Origin of the sequence: Asticcacaulis biprosthecium C19 (assembly GCF_000204015.1) — a bacterium.
In the GTDB taxonomy this organism is placed as follows: domain Bacteria; phylum Pseudomonadota; class Alphaproteobacteria; order Caulobacterales; family Caulobacteraceae; genus Asticcacaulis; species Asticcacaulis biprosthecius.
Genome location: NZ_GL883078.1, coordinates 101,541 through 110,534, shown reverse-complemented (window position 1 = coordinate 110,534; position 8,994 = coordinate 101,541). Strand labels below are relative to the sequence as shown.

7 protein-coding genes are annotated in these 8,994 nt (G+C 58.0%); 1 reads left to right on the top strand and 6 read right to left on the bottom strand.

The window, feature by feature from the left end; genetic code table 11:
* Positions 1-20 precede the first annotated feature (20 nt).
* From ABI_RS11160 to ABI_RS11135, 6 genes are all read right to left on the bottom strand, one after another.
* Positions 21-1,085: a LacI family DNA-binding transcriptional regulator gene (locus ABI_RS11160; protein ID WP_006273076.1), complete on the bottom strand. Its 1,065-nt coding sequence runs from the start codon at positions 1,083-1,085 to the stop codon at positions 21-23.
* A 440-nt stretch (positions 1,086-1,525) separates the two neighbouring features.
* Positions 1,526-2,341: a FadR/GntR family transcriptional regulator gene (locus ABI_RS11155; protein ID WP_280959738.1), complete on the bottom strand. Its 816-nt coding sequence runs from the start codon at positions 2,339-2,341 to the stop codon at positions 1,526-1,528.
* Positions 2,342-3,156: 815 nt separating this feature from the next.
* On the bottom strand, positions 3,157-4,773 hold the full coding sequence (locus ABI_RS11150) for an SEL1-like repeat protein (protein ID WP_050808275.1): 1,617 nt from the start codon (positions 4,771-4,773) through the stop codon (positions 3,157-3,159).
* Positions 4,774-5,517: 744 nt separating this feature from the next.
* Positions 5,518-5,793: a hypothetical protein gene (locus ABI_RS11145; RefSeq protein ID WP_006273072.1), complete on the bottom strand. Its 276-nt coding sequence runs from the start codon at positions 5,791-5,793 to the stop codon at positions 5,518-5,520.
* 47 nt (positions 5,794-5,840) lie between these two features.
* A complete protein-coding gene (locus ABI_RS11140) occupies positions 5,841-6,116 on the bottom strand; it encodes a hypothetical protein (RefSeq protein ID WP_040309160.1) in 276 nt (91 codons plus the stop codon).
* Between the two features lie 98 nt (positions 6,117-6,214).
* Positions 6,215-6,430: a transposase gene (locus tag ABI_RS11135; protein WP_050808274.1), complete on the bottom strand. Its 216-nt coding sequence runs from the start codon at positions 6,428-6,430 to the stop codon at positions 6,215-6,217.
* Positions 6,431-6,994: 564 nt separating this feature from the next.
* On the opposite strand from ABI_RS11135, the gene ABI_RS11130 reads away from it, so the two are divergent.
* On the top strand, positions 6,995-8,845 hold the full coding sequence (locus tag ABI_RS11130) for an autotransporter domain-containing esterase (RefSeq protein WP_006273068.1): 1,851 nt from the start codon (positions 6,995-6,997) through the stop codon (positions 8,843-8,845).
* Positions 8,846-8,994 lie beyond the last annotated feature (149 nt).

Below are 8,994 nucleotides of genomic sequence, written 5' to 3'. Positions count from 1 at the left end.
AAGAAAGCTAATTTATTCGGCTACGTTTTGGGGGCGGGGGCGGAGGTTTGGCGTTCGATGATCTCGAAATCGCGAAGCTCGCGGCGGGGTTCGAAGATGGCGCCGGCGCGCTTGGCCCGGATCTGAAGCAGCAACAAATCCACCGCCTCGGACGCCATATGCACGGTCGGTTGCCGCACCGTCGTCAGCTCCGGCCACACCGTCGTCGCGGTGGTCGTGTCATCAAAGCCGACCACCGACAATTCGGCGGGGACGTGGACGCCGAAACTGTGGGCATTGGCCAGGACACCGGCGGCCATGTCGTCGTTCGAGGCGAAGATCGCCGTCGGACGGTCAGGGCGCCCCAGCAGGACGGCGGCGGCTTCGAAGCCGGAGTGGTAGTCGAAATAGCCCTGCACGACCAGGTCGACATCGACATCGAGCCCGGCGGCATTCATCGCGGCGTAAAAGCCCTCGGTGCGAAAATCTGAGGCGCGATTGTTCGGATGGCCCTTGATAAAGCCGATGCGGGTGTGGCCCAGTTCGATCAGCCGGGTGGTCATGGCGAAGGCGGCGGCATGATCGTCGACGGCGATGGTGGTCCGGCCGGGGGGCTGCTGGGCGGCGGCAATGCCGACGGAGGGCAGGTTGACGCGGTCCAGCGCCAGGGCGACGCGGTTGGAATTGGAGATGGGCGCCGGCAGGAGGACGCCATCGATGCCGGCCGCCGCCAGGTCTTCGACGGTTTCCACCGCTTCGTCGAGGCCTTCGCATTTGGCGATGGTCAGGCGGCAGCCGCTGAGGCCGGTCTGGGTCAGGGCGCCGATCAGGATCTCGTTGAGGTAGGAGGTCGACGGATTGGTGTACAACACGGCGATCTGGGTATCGTCGCGGCTGGCCAGGGTGCGCGCCGAGGTGCTGGGGGAATAGTTCAGCGCGGCGACCGAGGCCAGGACCTTCTGGCGGGTTTCTTCGCGAACATTGGTTTCGCCGTTAATGACCCGGGACACCGTCATGGGTGATACGCCGCAGTGTTTGGCGACGTCGTGGATGGTGATGGCGTTGCGCCCTCGGCGCGCGGCCTTCTGTCCGGGTTCAATGTCCATGGCGATGTGGGTATGCCGTCTGAAGAGGTATCTCTACTGCTAGTCTTTGCAGACGGCAAAATCAAACATTTGCTTAAAATGGGGTTCGGTTCGGACGCGAGAGGGTGTGGAGGATAGCGCAAGGTAATGGCCAACATGGTACGCATATCATAATCAGGTCGGACAATATGGGGGGGGGCATGGATTTTGACGGATCTGAAATAGAGCGGGCGAGTTCGGAGAGGCTACTGGGCCGCCTCCGTCTCGAGCCTCGCCGGCAGGCAGCGCTTCGGGCCATAGGGGGCGTCACATGCTCGCCACCTCCCCATCGTCATGCGTAGGAGAAGAAAAAATAAGTGAACTCTATCTTTTTTTCCTCCCTATCGAAGATGGGGAGGTGGCGAGCAAGTGGAGGCCGAAGGCCGCAACGCGTCGAGACGGAGGGGTCTTCTTCTTTGCCCTCAGGCGTGGCAAGCGATCCGGGCATCGGCGGTCCCGCGCGCAGCAGAAGGCGCTGGGCGCGGGGAGGTGAGCGCCAAGGTCGACCGGATTAGGGTTTCCGTGCCCCAGCGCGCCTGGGCATCATCGTGACGAAAGACAGCGTCCAGGATCATACGGTGTTCGTCGAGCGACGTCCGGACGGAGATATTGCGCCGGGTCTTGTAGGAGTTGGCCCAGACCACAGCCGCTTCGATGGAGTCCGCCAGGGGCAGGAGCATCGGATTGCCGGCGGCGGCCATGAGGGCGCGGTGGAATTGAATCTCGGCGCGGCGGGCGGTTTCCTCGGTGCGGCGGTCATCGGACATGATGTCGAAGGCCTTTTGCAGCCGGATCAGGTCCTGGTCCGTCCGGCGCCGGGCAGCCAGGCCGGCGGCCTGGGGCTCGATGGTCAGCCGAAGCTCGAACAGCGAGCGGATATAGGTTTCGTCCGGATCGGCGAGGCGCATCCAGAACAACACCTGGGAATCAAGCAGGTGCCAGCGGGCGCGCTGCGTGACGAGGGTTCCGGCTTTCTTGCGCGCTTCGATCAGGCCCTTGCCGAGGAGAATGGCGAGCCCTTCGCGCACGGCGGTGCGGGAGACATTCCACTGTGCGGCGAGGGTATGTTCGGTGGGCAGGGCCTCACCGACGGCATACAGGCCGCAGACAATGTCCATGCCCAACTGCTGGGCGATCGAATCCGACAGCCGGGAAATGGGGGTCGGGTTGCTCTGTGTGGGAGCGATACCATGGCGAACGGGAAAAAATCCACCTTGATTATCAAGGCTTAAGTCCACGTCTGGAGGATCGATCGGAAGGAAATTCACCTGAGCCGCCCCATGAATGGTACGTTATCATTCATATATGCGGCCAAGTCGGCGTTTCGTCAATCAAATTGACGGACAAATCGATTTTGCGGACACAGCAGCGACGCTTTCTCTGGGTCTTCCTGGCAATGCTGCGTTTCGCTATTGTGTTGTTGGCGAGACAGTCTGGAACCTATGGGGAAGATTTTCCGATGAAACGAGGGACGGCGGCCGGTCTTGCTGGCCTGGGTACGTTCGCGGCCACCTTTGTCGTCTTCGCACTGCCGACCTGGTTGACCTGGCGGGCTGAAGACGCGCTTGAGCGATCCGCCGTGAAAACCGAGGCGACCATCACCCATTTGCGCCCCACGACCACGGTACGTGCAGCTACAGGTTCGAGGTCGGCGACAAGACCTATACCGGCCTGGGACGCGGTTGCAGCACAGAGCGGGTCGGCAAAAAGATTGAGGTCTATTACGCCAGCGACGATCCCGAAAACTCGTCCAATGGCACGCCCGGCAGTTGGCGGTTTCCCTATGTCTGGCTGTTCTGCCTGGTGGTCGTCATGCCCGGCTTCATGGCCTTTGGCGCGTTTCAGTCACGAAAGGCGCCGACCATGGGCCAGTGATGGAACACGGAATTGTGCAATTCGTCGGCAGGGCGTCATGTTCAAGCGACGATATGAGTGCGTTACGAAGAAGATCATTTCATGTCCTTGGGCAACCTTGCCGCAATGTTCATCCACCCTCATAGGATCTTATTGCTGCCCGTTGCCCCTTATTGCCTCTGCCCCCTTATTGCCTCAGCTATTGTATCTCATTGATCATTTGGCGCTGCTGGCTCCAATAGGAATATGAGGATGCATCCAAGCACCTTCCATAGTCTGACAATAGGGTGCCGATCTTGCTCAGAATTTCCGTCCTAATTGATTTCATGTTGTAAGACATGTTTGGATCGAACAAATATCCAGCCGTGTTGGCGGCTCGGACGATGCTGTCATAACGTGTTGTCAACGGTTGGATTTCATTTCGGAATCTATTCAAAGCCTGTTCGGCTGAGGCGGTTTCGGCTTGGGTGCAGCTGGACGGAGAATTGCTCGGTAGCCTTGCAGCCTGGGTTGCCTGCTGCGACGACCAAGCCTCATCTCGCATGGCCTGCTGGCGTTGGGCAAAAGCCTGTTCTTTCTCATTATACGCAGTGATTTCCGCATAGAAGGTCAAGGCCTTTTCATGTCCCTGATCTGCGGCCAGCTTGAACCAGCGCATACCCTCAGCTTCATTCTTAGGGAACCCATCGCCCTTGTATACTCTCACACCGACATCATACTGGGCGGCAGCCCAGCCCTGATTTGCGGCTTTTTCCATCCACTGGTTACGTTGCGCCATGTCCATATCGGTTCCGCGCCCAAGCTCGTACAGGAGCGCGAGGTGATACTGTGCGTTCACTAGGCCCTGTTCTGCAGATAGCTTCATCCACGTGAAGGCTTCGGCGTCATCCCGTAAGACACCTGTGCCTTTCATGAGTCTCACAGCAAGATTAAACTGTGCTTCTCTGTCGCCCTGTTCCGCTGCCTTGCGGTACCAATACGCGGCGGAGACCTCGTCCTTCGCCACACCGTTTCCGTTCCCATAGAGCATCGCCACGTCAAACTGGGCGTCCATCAGGCCGCTATCGGCGGCCAGTTTCATCCATTTGAACGCCTCGCCGTCATTTTTTCTAATTCCGCGGCCCTGCCCAAGCATTCTGGCAAATTGTCGTTGCGCTAACGCATGCCCTTGTTCGGCGGCTTTTCGAAACCAAGCTACGGCAGCCTTGTCACTTTTCTCTACACCTGCACCATTTATAAACGCGACACCCAAAGCATATTGCGCATCTATATCGCCCTGCTCAGCGGCAAGGCTGAACCATTTGACCGCTTCGACGTCATCTTCCGCAACGCCCCGCCCCTTTGAGAGTATAATTCCAAAATTGTACTGCGACGCTGCATCGCCTTGTTCTGCGGCTTTGCGCATCCATTTTGCGGAGGTTTCATCGTTCTTTTCCACCCCATACCCGCGCGAATACATTTCGCTGAGCCGAATCTGCGAGTAAACTAAACCCTGATCAGCTGCCATATGGTACCATTTTAAAGCTTCTGCGTAGTCCTGGGTGACGACCTTGCCTTCCAGATAAATAGTTCCCAGATTATGATAGGCGCGTGCATCGCCTTGATCGGCCGCCAGCCTGTACCATTTGAGGGCCTGTGCATAATCCTGCGGCACGACCTTGCCTTCATAGTAGTCGTTTCCCAATTTGCGCTGGGCCTCAGCATCGCCCTGCTCAGCTGCGGCCAGGTGCACACTTTGCGCCAAGGCAGACGAGACAAGTGACTGTGTAACCAGGCACATCGCAACTGCGATAATAACGGACGTATTTTTGAACACGCTAACTCCGCTTACTGAACTGCGTTTGGTGATAATTGATTTATATGGCATGTAAATTTATACCGCATATAATTACAAAAACTGACATCTTGGCATACCGGCCTAAAAATTGCGTCTCTGCGGCAAACCTTGAAAAATTTTCGCTCGGGCTTTTGCAATGCCAAATTTGGTCAGTTGCGAATACGCTTGGCGTTTCCAGCTAAAATCTTGAGAAGATCGCGTCCCAGGACGTGGTGTAGGTTCGGCAGGCCACCGATGGTCTGGATCAGGAACGGTCGGTCATGCTCCGGGTACAGCGGATAGCAGGACGATGGGATCATCGCTCACAGTCGCCATGGTTTCAAGGGTCATGTAGCGCGCCCTTTGCACGGACCATCCCTCGCATTGTTCCGGCAAATGGTAAGACTCTGTCACGGATCAGTCGCTTCGGTCGTCGTCGGCGTTCCGGGAGCCGTTGGTTCCGCATGAGGCAGTGCATCGACATGGCATTGCGGCGGCGGCGTATGAGAAAGGAGACCGCGCGACGGCTGAACAGGAAATGGAAAAGATGTCGGCGGCGTCTGCAAGGGTCCTGAGTTTGCTCGATGACCTGATCGCAATTTCCGGGCGGGAGACGGTCCAGAGCGAGGTTGCGATATAGGTCGGCGATCGGGTCTTGGCGTTGCGGAAAGCTGAGCGTACGGCGGTGGGGCACGGAGATGTTTCCCGAAAGATGTTCCGCAAGCAAGGCCGATACGAAGACGATCATTCGATGGTTTTGGGCAACCTTCCAGCGATGTTCATCCGTTGTGCATACATGGCTTCAAGCGTTATGGCGGCATCGTCGGCCAGCCGGAAGAATACGGACACAGGAAAATCTTTTAGCACCCATTTTCGAAATTCTTTGCCTTCGAGCCAGATATAGACTGGGCAGGCAGTGGGGCGCTTTGCGATGAAGTTTACGGCGTCACCAAGTTGACCGACGAATTTCAGAGCGACAGGCGATCCCGCCCGCTGACGGTAATCCGCGGTCAGTTCCAAGACCTGCCGTTTGAAGAGGTGGCTTCGGAGAATTCTGACCCTTCACCTTATTCGGTCGCGGCGCGGCGCGCATCATCCATGTCTTTCGAGGTCCATTCCTCGTAGCTATTTTCCCGTAGGGACTGGGAGAGCAGGGCCTGGACGTCGGCGCGTTCGCGATTCTGGCTGCGTTCCATGTGACGGCGCACCAGATCACGAATGAACTCGCCCGGTGACTCGTAAAGCGCGCCCTTGCCAGTAATTTCGCCGACATAGGCCGCCAGAGGATCAGGTAAGGTGGTGTTGAGCCGTTTTACCATCTTCGTATCGTGGGCTTGTGCCATGAGTGGGAACCTCCAGACGTAAAGGATAGTCACACAGATGCGCGCTGCGTGTCAATTTTATGCGCGTTGAATGCGCACTCGGTTAGGTTTTGCAACATTTATGCATTCCATAACCTGTCAACGAAATTTATTTTGATTTTGTGGCGCCACTGATAAACTTGTGAATTGTCGATACCCACACGGCGCGCAATCGCCGATACATTGGCGCCAGGCAGCAGCGACTCGGCCGCAATCTCGGCCTTGAATGTGGCCGACCAGCGGCGATGGACCCGGGACGGAGCGCCTTCAAAAGGCTCGGCCACCGCCTCGATCATATGAAACGTCTTAGGAGAAGACATGGCAGGAAACACACGAGGCATCATAGAACATCATGACGAACTCGTAGCCTGACCGAAAATTCAACACCAGTTGGGGCCGGCTATACGCTTACTTTTCCGCGCGTCGAATAAGGGGTAGAATTGTCTCTGACCCCTTATTTTCCCGACGGCTGAACAGGAAATGGAAAAGATGTCGGCTGCGTCCGCCAGGGTCCTGCTGTCATCGGGTTATGTTGACAGAGCTGCCTGAAAACAATGCTATGGTAATCCTGCCCGCTAAATTGAACACGCCTCCAGGAGATCAGAATTGTCTCTGACCCCGTATTGCTTTTTTGACACCTTATTACTTTTTTGTTGACTCTTGACGTTGCGGAAATATTGCCATTGACGGCAATTCCATTATTTTCAGCGGTGATGTGGTGATTTCGCGCCGCACCAAATCTACGGTTTGAGGGTCAAGGCTGACCGACGACTTGTTGCGTTGCAATAAAGGCCGTCGCGACCGCCCCGGGCAGAGCAGGCCGAAAGATAACGAAAAAACACAAATCCGCAGGGTAAATCATGACAAAATTCCGTTCGCTGGCGCTATTCGCCGGTACCGCACTGCTGCCGCTGGTCTTGGCTGCCGGTGCGCACGCTCAATCGTATTCGCGCCTGATCAGCTTCGGCGACAGCCTGTCTGACAATGGCAACCTGTATACGGCGACCGGCGGCACGACGCCACCAGCGCCCTACAATCGCCGGTTCACCAATGACATGGTCTGGGCGGAGTATCTGTCGGGCACGATGCAGGGCTTCTTCACGGCGACGTCCTATACGACCGGAAACTACAACGCCGCCTTCGGGGGCGCGCGCTCCGATACAGTGGTCGCGTCACCTCCCGGCACCCCTGTTCAGATCGCGGCCTATCTGGGGAATGGTGGGACCTTCGGCGCCAATGATGTCGCCAGCATCTGGGCCGGTGCCAATGACATCTTTCAGGCCCTGCCGGGCGCGGCCTCAAACCCGTTAACCGCCAGCACGGTCATGGGCGGTGTCGCCACCACAGCGGCCGGCAATGTGACAACACAGGTCAACCAATTGGCCACGGCGGGGGCGAAAACCATCGTCGTCATGAACCTGCCGGACCTTGGAAAAACGCCACAATTTTCCGCCGATCCATCGGCCTCGGCACTGACCAGCCTGACAACGACCATCTTTAATTCGGCGTTGAACACGGGCCTGGGTAATGCCGCCACGGCCCATGCCGACACCAATATCGTCCAGGTCGATATCTATTCGGCTTTCGGTGCCGTGATCAGAAATCCCGAACGCTTTGGCCTGACCGATGTCACCCGAGCCTGCGTCAATGTGACCGCCTGCGTCACCGGCAGCCAGGACGTGCGCAACGCCAACCTGTTCTGGGACGGTGTCCACCCGACCGCGACGGGCCACAAGCTGGTCGCCGGCCTGACGGCGCAACATCTCTATACGCCGACCCTGACCGAAGGCGTCGGCATGCTGGCCGACCAGTCCTATGAATTGCGTCGCAGCAATGCCAATGACCTGGCCGGGCGGATGGCCGGCAGCCATGGTTATTTCGTCGAGGTGGTTGGCGCGCAAGGCTCGCGTGACAAGGATATCGCGTTGCAGGGCCAGATCGGCACCACTGCCACCCTGACCAGCCAGAAGGCCTATGACTATAGCCTGGGCGGCTTCCGTGCCGGCGCCGTGGCGCCAATGGGCGAAAATACCAGCTTCGGTATCGCCGGGACGGCGCTGACAGGTGACGCCAAGGCCTTCATGGTCGAGGCACGGCCGACAGATATAAGCGTCGATGCCGGTATCACCTGGCATGGCGACAAGGTGTTCGTGTCGGCCATGGCGGGCTTCGGCCTGGGTTCCTACAGCGCTTACAAGCGCGGCATGCTCGTCCAGGGCTTCGAAGGCCATCGCAACCAGATCGACAGCCAGTCCTGGTCGGGCGGGCTGCAGGCCGGCTGGACCAGCGAAATGGGCGGCTGGTCAATGACGCCGCTGGCGCGGGTGTCGTACAATTCGGCGACCATGTCGGGCTTCTCGGAAATGGGCGATGTCGCCATCGTAAAGTTCGAGGACCGCACGGTTTCGGCGACCTCGGGCGCCGTCGAACTGCATACCTCGGGCAAGGTCGGCGCACTGGCGATCAATGGCCTGGTCGGTTACGAAGCCGTGCTGAGCGGAGACCAAGGCGAACTGCGCGGCAAATTGCTCAACAACACCGCCCGTGCATTTGCTACCGATATGGGCGAGGTCGGCACGCCAGGCCTGCTGGTCGGACTGGGTGTCGCGACCGATTTAGGCGGCTTCAAGGTGAGGGCGCAGTACAGCGGCAACTTTGGCGATAATCAGACCGGCCAGCAGGGCATGATCTCGTTCAACAAGGCGTTTTAATAAGCGTACGCGTCAAGCGTAGCAGCCTCTATAAAACTAGCCGCGCCTCAGTTACATGTGGCGCGGCCTTTTATGTTTCATCCCTCAAGCCTGGATGTTCAAACTCTGACCGGGAGAACTTGCGTCGGTAGTCCTTGCATCGATTGTGC

Coding starts and splice junctions, on each gene's coding strand:
- ABI_RS11160 (WP_006273076.1), bottom strand. CDS start 1,085: ATGGACATTGAACCCGGACAGAAGGCCGCGCGCCGAGGGCGCAACGCC.
- ABI_RS11140 (WP_040309160.1), bottom strand. CDS start 6,116: ATGGCACAAGCCCACGATACGAAGATGGTAAAACGGCTCAACACCACC.
- ABI_RS11135 (WP_050808274.1), bottom strand. CDS start 6,430: ATGATCGAGGCGGTGGCCGAGCCTTTTGAAGGCGCTCCGTCCCGGGTC.
- ABI_RS11130 (WP_006273068.1), top strand. CDS start 6,995: ATGACAAAATTCCGTTCGCTGGCGCTATTCGCCGGTACCGCACTGCTG.